General features: G+C 66.9%; 13 protein-coding genes. 9 read left to right on the plus strand and 4 right to left on the minus strand.

Translation table 11 applies throughout. The features are described 5' to 3' along the window. Positions 1 to 33 precede the first annotated feature (33 nt). From OHB26_RS19450 to OHB26_RS19475, 6 genes are all read left to right on the plus strand, one after another. Positions 34 to 1269: a sensor histidine kinase gene (locus tag OHB26_RS19450; RefSeq protein ID WP_330178699.1), complete on the plus strand. Its 1236-nt coding sequence runs from the start codon at positions 34 to 36 to the stop codon at positions 1267 to 1269. After that, positions 1266 to 1937, plus strand: coding sequence for a response regulator transcription factor (locus OHB26_RS19455; RefSeq protein ID WP_330178700.1), 672 nt, complete (start codon positions 1266 to 1268; stop codon positions 1935 to 1937). Before OHB26_RS19450 ends, OHB26_RS19455 begins: the two co-directional genes overlap by 4 nt. 138 nt (positions 1938 to 2075) lie before the next feature. Further along, entirely contained in the window at positions 2076 to 2582 is a 507-nt protein-coding gene (locus OHB26_RS19460; RefSeq protein ID WP_330178701.1) for a MarR family winged helix-turn-helix transcriptional regulator, read from the plus strand. Between the two features lie 11 nt (positions 2583 to 2593). Continuing rightward, complete coding sequence (locus tag OHB26_RS19465) at positions 2594 to 5326, plus strand: MFS transporter (protein ID WP_330178702.1); 2733 nt, start codon at positions 2594 to 2596, stop codon at positions 5324 to 5326. After that, a complete protein-coding gene (locus OHB26_RS19470) occupies positions 5323 to 6144 on the plus strand; it encodes a YceI family protein (RefSeq protein ID WP_330178703.1) in 822 nt (273 codons plus the stop codon). Before OHB26_RS19465 ends, OHB26_RS19470 begins: the two co-directional genes overlap by 4 nt. Before the next feature lie 59 nt (positions 6145 to 6203). After that, on the plus strand, positions 6204 to 7157 hold the full coding sequence (locus OHB26_RS19475; protein ID WP_330178704.1) for a DNA polymerase domain-containing protein: 954 nt from the start codon (positions 6204 to 6206) through the stop codon (positions 7155 to 7157). Between the two features lie 13 nt (positions 7158 to 7170). Here the strand turns inward: OHB26_RS19475 and OHB26_RS19480 are convergent, their stop codons facing one another. Then, a complete protein-coding gene (locus OHB26_RS19480; protein WP_330178705.1) occupies positions 7171 to 8091 on the minus strand; it encodes an SDR family NAD(P)-dependent oxidoreductase in 921 nt (306 codons plus the stop codon). A 128-nt stretch (positions 8092 to 8219) separates the two neighbouring features. Here OHB26_RS19480 and OHB26_RS19485 point away from each other — a divergent pair, with 128 nt between their 5' ends. Next, entirely contained in the window at positions 8220 to 8480 is a 261-nt protein-coding gene (locus OHB26_RS19485) for a hypothetical protein (protein WP_330178706.1), read from the plus strand. A 10-nt stretch (positions 8481 to 8490) separates the two neighbouring features. On the opposite strand, the gene OHB26_RS19490 is transcribed toward OHB26_RS19485, so the two are convergent. Both OHB26_RS19490 and OHB26_RS19495 read right to left on the minus strand, forming a co-directional pair. Then, the gene (locus OHB26_RS19490) at positions 8491 to 9813 is read right to left on the minus strand and encodes a carotenoid oxygenase family protein (RefSeq protein WP_330178707.1); all 1323 of its coding nucleotides are present in this window, start codon (positions 9811 to 9813) and stop codon (positions 8491 to 8493) included. After that, a complete protein-coding gene (locus OHB26_RS19495) occupies positions 9810 to 10364 on the minus strand; it encodes a hypothetical protein (protein WP_330178708.1) in 555 nt (184 codons plus the stop codon). The genes OHB26_RS19490 and OHB26_RS19495 overlap by 4 nt, the downstream gene beginning before the upstream one ends. 96 nt (positions 10365 to 10460) lie before the next feature. On the opposite strand from OHB26_RS19495, the gene OHB26_RS19500 reads away from it, so the two are divergent. Next, positions 10461 to 10985 carry a PadR family transcriptional regulator gene (locus OHB26_RS19500; protein ID WP_330178709.1) on the plus strand — a complete coding sequence of 175 codons (525 nt, stop codon included), beginning with the start codon at positions 10461 to 10463 and terminating at the stop codon, positions 10983 to 10985. A 42-nt stretch (positions 10986 to 11027) separates the two neighbouring features. Here the strand turns inward: OHB26_RS19500 and OHB26_RS19505 are convergent, their stop codons facing one another. Further along, positions 11028 to 11435 (minus strand): nuclear transport factor 2 family protein, encoded by a 408-nt coding sequence (locus OHB26_RS19505; protein ID WP_330178710.1) that lies wholly within the window; start codon positions 11433 to 11435, stop codon positions 11028 to 11030. A 245-nt stretch (positions 11436 to 11680) separates the two neighbouring features. Here OHB26_RS19505 and OHB26_RS19510 point away from each other — a divergent pair, with 245 nt between their 5' ends. Then, positions 11681 to 13009, plus strand: coding sequence for an MFS transporter (locus OHB26_RS19510; protein ID WP_330178711.1), 1329 nt, complete (start codon positions 11681 to 11683; stop codon positions 13007 to 13009). The last annotated feature ends 6 nt before the right edge of the window (positions 13010 to 13015 follow it).

Below are 13015 nucleotides of genomic sequence, written 5' to 3' on the forward strand. Positions count from 1 at the left end.
GATTAGGGTTCTCGATGACGAGAAGGAGAGCGGATGACCGCCGAATGGTCGCAGTGGCCGCGTCGGCACAGCCGCGCCGTCGATGTGGTCGTGGCGATTCTGTTGTGCGCGCTGGCCACCTACGCGAGCAGGTTGACCGATCACGGCAATGGTCAGGGGCCGGTGGTGGTGCGCCCGGCCTCGCTCTCGGTTTTCCTGCTCTCGGCCACGGCCTCGCTGGCGCTGCTGTTCCGGCGGGTGGCGCCGCGGACGGTGCTGGTGATCGCCACGGGCTGCGCGATCGTCATCGGCGCGCTGGGTTTCGAGATCTCGTTGCTCACGGCGGGCGCGGCCTTCGTGGCCATGTACTCGCTCGGCTACTGGTCCGCGGATCTGCGTACGGCCAAGGTGTGGCCGCTGCTCGCGGGCGCCGCGCTGCTGATCGCCTCGCTGATCCAGCATTTCGATCCGATCCTGACCGGCGGCCGCATCACGCTCATCGCCGGGGTGATGGTGGCGGGCGCGTTCGCCGAGGCCGGGCGCAGCAGGCGTAACTATCTCGCGGCCCTGCACGCTCGGGCCGAGTTGGCCGAACGCACCCGGGAGGAGGAGGCCCGCCAGCGCGTCGGCGAGGAGCGCCTGCGTATCGCGCGCGAACTGCACGATATCGTCGCGCACCATATGGCCCTGGCACATGCCCAAGCCTCCACCGCCGCATACCTTTTGCGCAGCCAGCCGGATAAGGCGCAGGAGATGCTCGACCAATTGGCGGGCACCACCTCCGAAGCGCTGCGCGAGCTCAAGGCCACCGTCGGCCTACTGCGCGAGGACGATTCGGATGCCCCGCTGGAGCCGACCCCGGGGCTGGCCCAATTATCGGAGCTGCTCACCTCTTTCGAGCGCACCGGGCTCACCCTGTCGCTCTCCATTACCGGTGTGCCGCGACCGCTCTCGCCGGGTGCGGACTTGACGGCGTACCGGATCATTCAGGAGGCGCTCACCAATGTCACCAAGCACGCCGGTAATTCGGCGGCGACGGTGCGATTGGTCTACTCCCGGCTGCTGCTGACCATCAGCGTCACCGATGAGGGCGGTGAGATCGCCGAACATGTTCGCGCCGAACAGGATTCGGACAGTCAGGGCTACGGTCTGATCGGAATGAACGAACGCGCGGTCTCGGTCGGCGGCCATCTGCGCGCCGGACGCCGACCGGACGGTGGCTTCGAGGTCACCACGGAGCTTCCGCTGGAGCCACCGAAAACCCCTGAGCCGGAGGATAAGACGCCATGACCATCCGGGTGCTGCTGGCCGATGATCAAGCCCTGCTGGCCGGAACCTTTCGCCTGCTGATCGATTCGGCCGAGGATATGGAGGTGGTCGGCATTGCCGGGGACGGCCGCGAGGCGGTCGAGCTGGCGCGGCGGGCCGAACCCGATGTGGTGGTCATGGATATCCGCATGCCCGGGGTGGACGGCCTCACCGCGACCCAGGAGATCTGCGCCGATCCGTCCCTGTGTGACACCCGCGTCCTGATCCTGACCACCTTCGAGCTGGATGAGTATGTGGCACAGGCGCTTCGGGCCGGGGCCAGCGGTTTCCTCGGCAAGGACGTCGGCCCGGAGGAGCTGTTGCGCTCCATCCGGGCGGTGGCGGCCGGTGATGCCCTGCTCTCGCCCACCGCCACCCGCACCCTCATCGCCCGCTACCTGGCCCGACCCGAGAGCCGGATCAGCGCGGCGGAATCCCTGGCGGTGCTCACCGCCCGCGAACGCGAGGTGGTGGCCATGGTCGCCGAGGGCCTGTCCAATGAGGAGATCGCCGAGAAGATGTATGTCAGCCCGCTGACCGTGCGCACCCATGTGCAGCGCGCCATGTCGAAGTTGGGGGTACAGAACCGCGCCCAACTCGTCGTCCTCGCTTTCCAGTCCGGTCTGGTCCGCGTCGAACCGCCCCGGTGAACGTGCTCGCCCGATGGCCCGGCCAATCTGCCTGTGCGCCTGCGCCCCTGATCTCGCGCAGGGCCTTCAAACCGATGCCTGTCGTGTGTATAGTTGGCAACTGCAAGTAGTTGTAGTAGCTAAGTAAATAGGCTCATCATGAAGGACTCGATCATGGCCGTCGTTGCCCGTGATCTCGGTGCCGCATCCGAACCGGATCCCGCGGATCGGCTCGGATCACTGCTGGTCCGCCTTATGCGGGCGGTCGGCAGGGTCAGGCATCGGGTGGTCAAGGATGGTCCGGACGGGTTGGAACAACTCGCGTACGCGGTGCTGTTCTGTCTCGTTCACGACGGGCCGCAGCGCACCGGCAAGCTTGCCGAGTTGTTGCACGCGGAGATCTCGACCATCAGCCGTCAGACCAGAACGCTGGTGGCGCACGGTCTGGTCGCCCGCGGCGCCGATCCCATCGACGGCCGCGCCTGCGTGCTGACCGCGACGGCGGAGGGTGAGCGGGTCTTCGCGGAGAACCGCAGGCTACGCAATCTGTACCTGGCGGGTCTGCTGGCCGACTGGCCCGCGAGCGACCGGGCGACCCTGATCGAACTGCTCGAACGACTCGTGCACGACATCGAACGAACCACCGCGCCAACCGAATCGAAATAGGTCCCGAGACTATGACAAGTGCGACCATCGAGGCGTCGCCGGACGTGCAGGCGGGTGCACCGCCGCAGCTGTCGCATCGGCAGATCCTCACCATTCTCTCCGGTCTGCTGCTGGGCATGTTCCTGGCCGCGCTCGACCAGAACATCGTGAGCGTGGCGATCGTCAAGATCGCCAACAGCCTGCACGGCTTCGATCAACAGGCCTGGGCCACAACGGCTTATCTGATCACGGCCACCATCAGCACCCCGCTGTACGGCAAGCTGGCCGATATCTACGGCCGCAAACAGTTCTTCCTGACCGCGATCGCGCTGTTCGTCATCGGCTCGGCGGCCTGCACCTTCGCCACCTCGATGTATCAGCTGGCCGGATTCCGTGCCTTCCAAGGGCTGGGCGCGGGCGGGCTCATGTCGCTGGCCATGACGATCATCGGCGATATCGTGCCGCCCCGTGAAAGGTCCAGGTACCAGGGCTATTTCATGATGGTCTTCGGTATCGCCACCGTGCTCGGGCCGGTGCTGGGCGGCTGGTTCTCCGGCTTCGACCACCTCTGGGGCATCGAGGGCTGGCGCTGGGTGTTCCTGGTGAACGTGCCCGTCGGCGTGATCGCGCTGGTCGTGGTCGCCAAGGTGCTGAACCTGCCGCAGCAGCGACGGCAACTGCGCGTGGACTGGGGTGGTGCGGTGGCACTGACCATCTGCGTGGTGCCGCTGCTGATCGTCGCCGAACAGGGGCGCGGCTGGGGCTGGGATTCGGGCCGGGCCATCCTCTGCTACGTCATCGGTGTGATCGGGCTGGTGCTGTTCATCGGCATCGAATACCTGATGAAGGACGCCGCGCTGATTCCGTTGCGGCTGTTCAAGAATTCGACCTTCACGGTCTGCATCATCGGCGGCTTCATCGTCGGTATCGCCATGTTCGGCGCGATCTCGATGGTGCCGCTGTATCTGCAGGTGGTGCGTGGATTCTCACCCACCAAGGCGGGCTTGCTGATGCTGCCGCTGGTGGCGGGCATCATGATCGGATCGCTCATCTCCGGGCAGGTCACCAAGCGCACCGGGCGGTACAAGGTGCTGCCGGTGATCGGGACATTCGTGATCGCCTGCGGCGGTGCGCTGTACGCGACCGTGCACTTCGACAGTTCGCTGTGGCAGCCGCTGCTGTACAGCGGCATTATCGGGCTCGGCCTGGGCGGCTGTATGCAGACGCTGATCATCGCGGTCCAGAATGCCGGACCGCGTTCGGATATGGGTGTCTCGACCGCTTCGGCCACGTTCTTCCGGCAGGTCGGCGGCACGCTCGGTGTCGCGGTCTTCCTGACGATTCTGTTCAATCTGCTGCCGAACAAGATCATCGACGCCTTCGGCGGGCACCTGCCGGCCGGTTTCGATACCTCCGAACTCGCCAGCGTGCAGTCCAATACCGCCGGTATCGCGGCACTTCCGGCACAGGTGCGCGAGCCGATTCTGATCGGCTTCACCAATGCCATGCACGGGGTGTTCTGGGTGGCGGCGGGTGTGGCGCTGCTGGCCTGCATCGTGCTGCTGTTCATGAAGGAGATCCCGTTGCAGGATGCCGCGCCCGCCCCGGTCGAACCCGCCGCCCCCGAAGCGGTGGCCGAGGCGGAGTGGGCCGAGGATCAGGTGTGGGAGGGGGCCGCGCAGGCCATCTCGCAGCCGGAACCGGTACTGGCGGAACGGCATACGGCCGAGGCCAACGGGCACGGCAAGGATCTCGTCGCGGCCGCGGTCGGATCGGGTGCCGAAGCCAACGGGTACGAGTCGGCGTACGGCAACGGGCTCGGCGGGTCGGGCGAATCGAACAGCCATGGCGGGCAGCAGGTCTCATCCTTCGCCGCGGTGTCGACCACGACCACCCTGCCGGTGGTGAGCGCGGCCGGGCTGTCGCGCACCATCGGCGGCCGGGTGCAGCGCGAGGACGGGCGGCCCGTGGCCGATGCCGCGGTGACGCTGATCGACCAGAGCGGACACCAGGTTTCGCGTGCCACCGGTGACAGTGGCGGTGGCTACCGCATCGATCCGCCCGCGCGCGGCAGCTATGTGCTGATCGTCTCCGCGCCCGGACATCTGCCGACCGCGGTGAATATCACCGTCGACGGTCAGCCGCAGCAGCGCGATCTCACCCTCCAGGGTGCGGGCGAGCTCTCCGGTACGGTGCGCACCACCGGACGCGGGGAACCGCTTGCGGGAGCGAGTATTACGCTCACCGATCCGCGCGGTGAGGTGGTCGGCGCGGCCGTCACCGGGGCCGACGGCGGTTACCTCTGCCACGGTGTGGTGGCCGGGTCGTACACGCTGGTCGCGGCCGCCGCGCAGATGCGGCCGACCGCCACGGCGGTGGCCGTGCCCGAGAGCGGTCTGCTGCGCTTCGATCTCGAACTCACCCCGATGGCGGTGCTCACCGGCAAGGTGTGGGCCGAGGGCCGGGCGGTTCCGGATGCCTCGATCACCGTCCTGGACCGGGACGGTAATGCGATCGGATCGGCTCGCACGGATGAACACGGTCGCTACACCATCACCGATCTGGACGAGGGCGGTTACACCGTGATCGCTCGCGGTTATCCGCCGGTCACCTCCGAAGTGCGACTCACCGGCGGCGAGATCGACCACGATATGCACCTCGGCTACGACGTGGCCGAGCCCGAGCAGTCGTACGGCCTCGATTCGGCCGACGACCGCGCGGGTTCCGAGCGTTCCGGCGTCGAATGGCCCCGGGAGCGACCATGAGTGGGCTCACCGCCCGAATTCGCAGTTCGGCGGGGTGGCCGGTGCCGGGTGCGGTACTCACCGTCACCGATCTGACCGGACGCCAGCTGGCCCGCGCGATCACCGATCCGAGCGGGCTGGCGACCACCGAACCGCTGCCCCCGGGCACGCATACCGCGGTGGTCACCGCGCCCGATCATCAGCCGGTCGCGCAGCTCGCCCGCATCTCCGCGGCGGGCGGCGGCCGTCTCGGTGAGGTTCGGCTGCAACCCGAGGCGGGTGCGGTGGCCATGCCGCCGCCCGGACCGTGGACGATCGATCCGGCGCATTCGACGGTCATGGTCACCGCCCGGCATCTCGGCATCGCGGGTATCCGAGCCCGCTTCGCCGAGGTCGGCGGCCGTCTGGAGATCGCCGGAACCTTCGACCAGTCAACGGGTTACGCCGAAATCAAGGCCGCCACCGTCGATACCGGCGTCACCATGCGCGATAACCACCTGCGCTCCGCCGACTTCCTCGATGCCGAGCACTACCCGCTGATCACCTTCGCGGGCAACGGTTTCCGCCGCACCGGCGGCGACACCTGGGTAATGCCCGGCGAACTCACCCTGCACGGTCGCGCCCGTCCCGTGGACCTGGCCGTCACCTACGGCGGCTTCGGCCCCGACCCCTGGGGCGGCACCCGCATGGCCTTCCACGCCGAAACCCTGCTGCACCGTGAAGACTTCGCCATCGACTACAACGCCATAGTCCGCGCCGGTATAGCCGCGGTCGGCGCCACCGTCCAGGTGGAGCTCGATATCGAACTCGTCCAGGGCGAAGCCCTCCCGGCCCTGTGAACCCGCCGCCTCCGGCCCGGCCCCTTGACGCGGGTCGGAGGTGGGCGCAGGGTGGGCGGATGGGCGTTCGGGATGGGCTGAAGTTCAGCAGCTTGGACAGTGTGCTGTTCGATGGGGCCGCGGCCACCAAAGGGGAGTTGATCGACTACCTGGAGGCGGTGGGGGAGCGGCTGGTGCCGGCGCTGCGGGATCGGCCGCTGTCGGTGATGCGGGTGCGGCCGGGGCAGGAGCCGTTCATGCAGAAGAACCTGCCCAAGTACACGCCGGAGTGGGTGACTCGGGTGAATATGTGGGCGGGCAGCGCGAAACGTGAAGTGTCGTACGCGGTCTGCGATGATGTGCGGACGCTGCTGTGGTTCGGGAACCAGCGCGCCGTCGAATATCACGTGACGCTGTTGCTCGCCGAGAATCTGGCCGACTACTCCGGTGGGCCGACGCATCTCGTACTCGATATCGATCCCGCCCCGGAGCAGCCGTTCACCCAGGTGGTGGGTGCGGCCGAACTGATTCGGCAGGCGCTCGCCGATGACGGACTCGCCGGTGCGGTGAAAACCAGTGGGGCCAAAGGCGTGCACATCTTCGTGCCGGTTCAGGATGTCGATATCGACGATGCCGCCGCGGCCACCCGTGCCATCGCGGCGCGCGCCGAACGGCTCGATCCGGCCCTGGCCACCACCGCCTTCATTCGAGAAGACCGGGGCGGCAAGGTATTTCTGGACTCCACCCGCGCGGGCGGAGCCACGGTGGTGGCCGCCTACAGTCCGCGCATTCGCCCGGGAACCACGGTGTCCTTCCCGATCGCCTGGTCCGATCTGTCGCAGATCCATCCCCGCGACTTCACAATCCGCACCGCCATGAAGGAACTCGGCGACCGCGACCCGTGGGCCGAGCATATGCCCGCACCGCAGACCCTCCCCGCCGATCTCATCGAGGAGGGGCACACCATCCCGGTCGCCCGCGTCCAGGCCATGCACGAGGGTAAGCGGCGCGCCCGCGCCCGCCGTGATACCTGAATCGCCCGGCGGATCAGTCGGCGGGCAGGCCGGTGAGGCGGGCCGAGATGGCCCAGAGTTCACGCCCCACGGCGGGATCGACAACCTGTTTGTGGGTGGGCTCCTGGCGGCGGAGCTTGTTGAAGTACGCGCCGTTGATCGACCGCGGATCCTCGATCGTGGCCAGGCGGAGCATGGGCGCCGCGCCCTGATCGGGGCCGGGCAGGACATAGCGCCCGATGCGCATGAGCGGGCCCAGGATGGGGGTTTCGCGCATGACGCCGGTGCCGATTCCGCCGGGGTGGAAGATATGAGCGGTGAGATCGGTTGTGCGCTGCGCTAATTCGCGCGTGAACAGCAGCAGCGCGAGCTTGGCCGCGCCGTAGGCGCTGTGGCCGCCCTGACCGTCGAGATCGTTCAGGTCGAGCTTGGCCATCTTGTACGCGACACTGCCGGTATTGATCACCCGTGCTCCGGGGGCCAGGTTGGGCAGCAGCAGGTTGGTCAGCAGGAAGGGGGCGAGATGGTTGACCTGGAGGGTCATTTCATGACCGTCGGTGGTCAGGCGGCGGCCGGAGAAGACCCCGCCCGCGTTATTGGCCAGAATGTCGATCGGCCGGTCGCGGAGTTTCTCGGCCAGTTCGCGGACATCGTCGAGGCGACTGAAGTCGGCGATATGGTGTTCGGCGTCGATGGCCTCGGCGACCGCTCGGGTCTGCTCCGGTGACCTGCCGACCACCACCACGCGTGCGCCGAGTTCGGCGAAGCGGCGTACGGCGGCCGCGCCGATGCCCGAACTCGCTCCGGTGACGACGACCGTGCGGTCCCGCGGATCTGGCATATCGATGAACTCCTGACGCTCGGCGTTCGCGGCGTCGAGGCAGAGTCGCAGTGCCGGAACGGGTTCCGCGAACGGTACCCGGTCGGTCGATCCGATGCGCGGCGGGCCGACCACGCCATCGGCGCCGCTCGGGGACTCGAAGCGAATTCTCAGCTCCGGCCCCCGCGCCGCACCGCCCGACTCGGGTACAGTTCGCGCACGCCGATCAATCGGGCGGCGGGTGTGAACACAGGAGAAATTCGATGTCGGTGTCCCGTGCCGGACTATTGCTCGCCGAAGGCGTCGCGGTGGTGAGCGTTCTCTTCGCGGCGGCGGGCGGTGCGGCGAGCCGCACGGAGCTCGTGGCCGAGGGTTTGGAGAGCGGTTCGGCACTGTCGCCCACGGGCATTTCGGCGGGATCGGTCGACGGCGGTCCGCACTCCTGCACCACCTCCGGGTCGGCGATCAGCCTGAGCGGGGAGTCCGGTCTCACCTGCAAGGGCGGGATCTTCAGCGGCAGCTGATCCGCCCTCGTCAGTGGTCGGGGAGCCAGCTGCCGTGGAAGCCGTAGGGAACCCGCTGTGGCAGATGGATATTCGCGACCGGTGGCGCGCTCAGCTGCTCCGCGTCGAGAATGACCAGATCACTTCGATCGGTGCCCTGGTTGTAGACATAGGTCATGAGATATCCACTGCCGGTGGGATTCTCATCGGCGGGCGCGAAGACGGCCTCGGCCGGAACCAGGCCGTTCGCGAACTCGTGTGAGGTACGAGCGCCGGTGTGCAGGTCGTAGCGCACCAGCGCGCCGCCCTCCCCGGGCAACCGGGATCGCCCCGAGACTGTCGCGTGCCCGAAGCGCGCGTCGAGACCGATCAGCCGATCGTCGACGCGCGGGAATTCGGCTGCGCGGTCGTCGATCTGCTCCTCCCGCACGGTTCCGGTGGTCAGGTCCAGAGTCCAGCGCCACAGCACCGCCTCGGTGAAATCGTCCGATCCGTCGCGCCACAGTTCGCGATAGCGCATGGCGTACAGCACCACTCGGCCCGGCTCGTCGAAGGCGTTGAGGGTGTGGAAGACATAGCAGGGGTCGATGGCGAACCAGGTGATCGCGCCGAACGGATCATCGCGGCGCAGTACGCCCAGGCGGGCCTGATAGTCGTCGCGCCACCGGAACGGCATACCGCCACCGGCCATGGCGGTCTGTAGATCGAAAACCACCGGCAGATCCATGAATACGACATGCTCGCCGGTGATCGCGAAGTCGTGGTGCATGGTCGCGGCGGGCACTTCGATCGGTCGGCTCAGCAGCAGCTTCCCGTCGGCGTCGGCTCGGTGATAGGTGAGGAACGGCTCGCCCGTGACCTCGTAGCCGAAGAAGTGCAATTCGCCTGTGCGCGGGCAGGTTTTGGGGTGCGCGGTCATGGCGGTGTGCAGTGCGCCGTCGAAATCGTAGGGTCCGACGGTATCCAACTCGGGAGTCAGTTCGTACGGGTACGACGACTCCACCAGGGCGAGCGTGCGTCCGGCATGCCGGACGACATGCGTATTGGCCACGCCCGCGGCGAGATTCCGCTCGCCATTGGCGCCGTAGCCGCTCGCGCCCTCGGTGAAGGTGCTGGTGCGCACCCACCGATTGCGGTAGGCGACCGCGCGACCGTTCTCCAGTCGGACCCCGTGCACCATGCCGTCACCGAGGAACCAGTGTCTGGAGGCGGCGGCATGCGGATTGGGGCCATTGCGCAGATACCAGCCGGTGAGTTCGGGTGGAATCCGTCCGGTGACCGAAAGAGCCTGTGCGGTGAGTTCTTCGGTGACGGGAGCGTAGTTGCCGGTGAGATGGGGCGGGGTCTCATTCATGACGGATCAGCCAGTTTCTCTGCCTTGGCCTGGACGTGGGCCACATAGCGGATGGTGAAGACCACCGGAATCACGAAGGCGGCGATCTGTGCGATGGTGCGCGGTCCCGAGGTGTGTGCCAGCAGGGTCAGCGCCACACAGCCGATGGCGAAGCTCACCGCCCATACCGAGGTTATGACGTAGCTGGTGCGAATGAAACCCGGATGGTCCCAGAGTTCGCGCGGGGTGCTCTGCTCGGCGATCGGCAGGGTGAACGGATTACGCAGTGCCAGTGAGGCTCCCGCGATCACCGCCAGCACCCCCGAGGAGAGCGCGGGGGAGTACGGGTGCAGCGCGGTATCGGGATCCGCGAAGGCCAGGACCGTCAGTGCCGCGAAGAACACCGCGGAGCCGATATCGATGAGTTGGGCGTCGAAAGCCTGTCCGGCGCGGGTCTGGCGCACGACGGTGGCGGCGGAGATGCCGAAAGCGATGAGGGCGGCCCACTTCCAGTACTCGGAGGGGATCACCGCGTAGACGATCCATGGGGCGAAGGCGCGCAAGTAGGACATTGTCGAAAGCTCCTCGGCCTGACATTCCAGTTCTGACATGTCGAAGTTAGAACCTCTGAGTTCGACCTGTCAATAGTGGAATGTACGATGATGCGCATGAGTCTTCGGTACGCACTTCTGGGCCTGGTGGCCGAGGAGCCGTCCAGCGGCTATGACCTGCTGCGACGGTTCAAGATCTCACTCGGTCAGGTCTGGCCGGCCACGCAGAGTCAGATCTATACCGAACTCGCCAAGCTCGCCGAGGCCGAGCTCATCAAGGTCTCGGATGAGGGTGCGCGCGGGCGCAAGGAGTACAGCATTACCGAGGACGGCCTGACGCAGCTGCAACACTGGCTGACCGAGACCATGCCCAAGCGGGTGCCGCGCAATGAGATGCTGCTGCGGGTCTTCTTCCTCGGCCGGGTCAGCCGGGCGCAGGCACGTGACTATCTGACCGCCATCGACGAGCTGTACGAGGCCGCGGCGCGGGACCTGCACGCGCTCTCCGACAGTGTCGACTGGGACGACACCGATCTGTCGGTGTACGGCCGTATCGCCATGGAGTGGGGCGAACGCTTCGCCGCCATGAATCGGGAGTGGGCGCGCTGGGCGCTCGAGCAGATTCCCGAGCGCCGGGCCTGAGGCGCGCGGGGTATCAACGCGCGCACTACCTTTCGCGCACTGTCAGCTGGCAGTATCGCGCGCGATCTGCTCCATGGCCTCGCGCTGGATCTGCTCGAACTGTGCGCCCATGGCCGCGGCGAGCGCGTTGGCCCCGGACAGCGGGCGCACCATCACCATCAGCTCGGTGATCTTGCCGTCCGCGTCGAACTTCAGGAAATCGCAGCCGCCGACGTACTTCCCCTCGACCTTGGTCTCGAACAGCAGCGCGTGCTCGCGGCCGTCGGCGATCTCGCGGACGTAGCGGAAGTCCTCGAAGACCCGCATCACTCCGCGCAGGATGGCCGCGGTGATCGCCTTGCCCGGGTACGGCTTGAAGGCGACCGGGCTGATGAAGACGACATCGTCGCTCAGCAGTGCCTCGATGGCATCGGCGTCGCGGGCCTCGACGGCTTTACGGAAGGAGTTCATCGCCACCTCTTATGCAACTCGTTGTATAGGTCCTTCGGACGGTACCCGAATCGTGGCGCGGTGGCGATGCCCAATGTGGAGGCGGTGCGGTCACTCCGGATTCCAGTCGGAACACGGTAGGTCGAGCGAGCGGGTCCGGATCGAAACCCGACCGCAGGCGTGTCAGTGCGGGACACGGGCCGGGGAGCCGCGTAGGTTCACCACGGTTGCTGGGTACTTGCTATTCCGATCGGCTAGGAGAGCATGTGAGCACGGTCATCGACGATGCGCCCTTCACCGGCTTTCATCGACGGTTGGCGGTGGCCTGCTCCGGCGGGCCGCTGCTGGACGGCTACATCCTCAGCATTGTGGGGACCGCGCTCATCGGTATGACCGCCGAATTGGATTTGAGCACCGGGGACATCCAGCTGATCGGCGCTGCGGCGCTGATCGGAATGTTCATCGGCGGAGCGCTTTTCGGGGTGCTGACCGATAAGATCGGCCGCGAGGTCATGTACACCGCCGACCTGGTGGTGATGGCGGTCTGCTCGATCGCCTCGTTCTGGGCCGAATCCGTCTGGCTCATCGTGATTCTGCGCGTCATTCTCGGAATGGCGGTATCGGCCGACTATCCGATCGCCACATCATTGCTGGGTGAATGGTTGCCGGTCAAGCAGCGCGGCAAACTGCTCGGTTTCCAGATCGTGGCCTGGTACGCGGGCTCGGTGCTCGCCTACGTGGTCGGCTATCTGCTGCTGACCTTCTGCGGAAACGGCAGCTGGCGTTGGCAATTGGCGAGCGCGGCGGTGCTGTGCGCGTTCTTCCTGATCATCCGGCAGAGCACCGCCCCGGAGTCGCCACGCTGGCTGGCCCAGCACGGCAAACCGGACAAGGCCGCCGGAATGATCGAGAAGTACCTGCACGTGCGGGTGGATCCGGCGGATCTGCTCGAGGCCGGTCACGCCGAGCCGTCACACGGTTCCCTGCGTGAGCTGTTCCAGCCGCCCTATCGCAAGCGAATCATCTTCTGCTGCGGCTTCTTTCTCTGCCAGGTGGCGGTGCTCTTCGCCATGCTGACCTTCGGCCCGCAGATCCTGGCCTCCTTCGGTATGCCCTCGGGTACCTGGATGGACACCCTCGGCACCGCCCTGATCAGCCTGGTCTTCCTGATCGGCTGCCTGCCCGCCATGCGCCTGATCGACACCATCGGCCGCCGCCCCACCATCGTATGGTGCTTCGGCCTGATGATCATCCCGGTCCTGTTCATCGGCGTCTGGCCCGCCATGCCCGCCCTGCTCGCCTTCCTCATGCTCTGCCTGTACGCCTTCTTCTGCGGCGGCCCGAACGTACTGGACTGGACCTACCCGAACGAGCTGTTCCCCACCCACATTCGAGCCACCGCGGTCGGCGTGGCCACCTCCGTCAGCCGAATCGGCGCCGCCCTGGGCACCTACCTGCTCCCCTGGTCCCTGGACCACCTCGGCATGGGCCCGACCTTCCTCTACGCCGCGGCCCTGACCGCGGTCGGCTTCGGAATCTGCCTCTGGGGCGCCCCGGAGACCAAAGGCGTCTCACTCGAATCCGCTGCCTCGTAACAGGAT

It is taken from the genome of Nocardia sp. NBC_01503, from assembly GCF_036327755.1.
Taxonomy (GTDB): domain Bacteria; phylum Actinomycetota; class Actinomycetes; order Mycobacteriales; family Mycobacteriaceae; genus Nocardia.